General features: G+C 65.1%; 2 protein-coding genes. Both read right to left on the bottom strand.

All coding sequences use genetic code 11. From position 1 onward, the window contains the following. A partial coding sequence (locus tag WKW77_RS34965) for an aldehyde dehydrogenase family protein (protein WP_340361474.1) occupies positions 1-944 on the bottom strand: 944 nt, incomplete at its 3' end. A gap of 21 nt (positions 945-965) precedes the next feature. Further along, on the bottom strand, positions 966-1,334 hold a 369-nt coding region (locus tag WKW77_RS34960; protein WP_340361473.1), incomplete at its 5' end, for a fumarylacetoacetate hydrolase family protein.

Genomic DNA, 1,334 nt, shown 5'->3' with positions numbered 1-1,334 from the left:
ACGATGGTCTTCTCGTCCAGCGGATCGCCCACGGTGATCTTCCTGGCGCGTTCGACGAACCGGTCGACGAACTTCGCATAGATCGACTGCTGAACGAGGATGCGGCTGCCCGCGGTGCAACGCTCGCCGTTGTTGCTGAAGATCATGAACACCGCGGCGTCGAGCGCGCGTTCGAAGTCGGCGTCATCGAAGATCACGAAGGGGCTCTTGCCGCCGAGCTCCATGCTGAACTTCTTGAGGCCCGCCGACTTCACGATGCGGTTGCCGGTCGCGGTCGACCCGGTGAACGAGATCGCGCGCACATCCGGATGCGCGACCAGCGGCTCGCCCGCGTCCGTGCCGTAGCCATGCACGAGGTTCAGCACGCCCGCCGGAATGCCCGCTTCGAGCGCGAGTTCGCCGAGCCGCGCCGCGGTCATCGGCGACAGCTCGCTCATCTTGAGCACTGCGGTGTTGCCGAAGGCGAGGCAGGGCGCGACCTTCCATGTCGCGGTCATGAAGGGCACGTTCCACGGCGAGATCAGCGCGCACACGCCGACCGGGTGGAACAGCGTGTAGTTCAGATGCGTTGGCGTCGGATAGGTGTGGCCGTCCACGCGCGTGCACATCTCGGCGAAGTAATAGAAGTTGTCCGCCGCGCGCGGCACGAGTTGCTTGCCGGTCTGCGCGATGACCTGGCCGCAGTCGTTGGTCTCGGTCTGCGCGATCTCGGGCACGTTCTTCGCGATCAGGTCGCCGAGCTTGCGGATCAGCTTCGCGCGCTCGGGCGCGGGCATGCCGGCCCACTTGGGAAACGCTTCCTTCGCGGCGGCGACGGCCGCATTGACTTCGGCTTTACCGCCCGCGGCGACCTCGGCCAGCACTTCCTGCGTGGCGGGGTTGACGGTCTGGAAATAGTCGCGGCCCGCGACCGGCTTGCCGTTGATGAGATGGTCGATTTGCATTGATGGGGTCCGGTGAGGGTGTCAGGCTGCGGCAATGGTGTTGACGAGCGCGCCGATGTGCTCGATCTCGGTCACGATCACATCGCCCGGACGGCAATCCACCACACCATCCGGCGTGCCCGTGAGGATCAAATCGCCCGGCGACAGCGTCATGAAACTGCTGAAGTACTCGATGAGGAAGGGCACGTCGAAGATCATGTCCTTCGTGTTGCCCGACTGCGTGACCTTGCCGTTGACGGTGGTCGAAAGCGCGAGCGACATCGGGTCGGCCACGTCCTTGGCGTCCACCAGCCAGGGGCCGATCGGCGTGCAGGTGTCGCGGTTCTTCACGCGCAGGTTGGGGCGATACCAGTTCTCGAGGTAGTCGCGGATCGCGTAGTCGTTGGCGAC

The sequence above is a fragment of the Variovorax ureilyticus genome, from assembly GCF_037889935.1.
In the GTDB taxonomy this organism is placed as follows: domain Bacteria; phylum Pseudomonadota; class Gammaproteobacteria; order Burkholderiales; family Burkholderiaceae_C; genus Variovorax; species Variovorax ureilyticus.
This window is presented reverse-complemented; position numbering and strand designations above follow the sequence as displayed.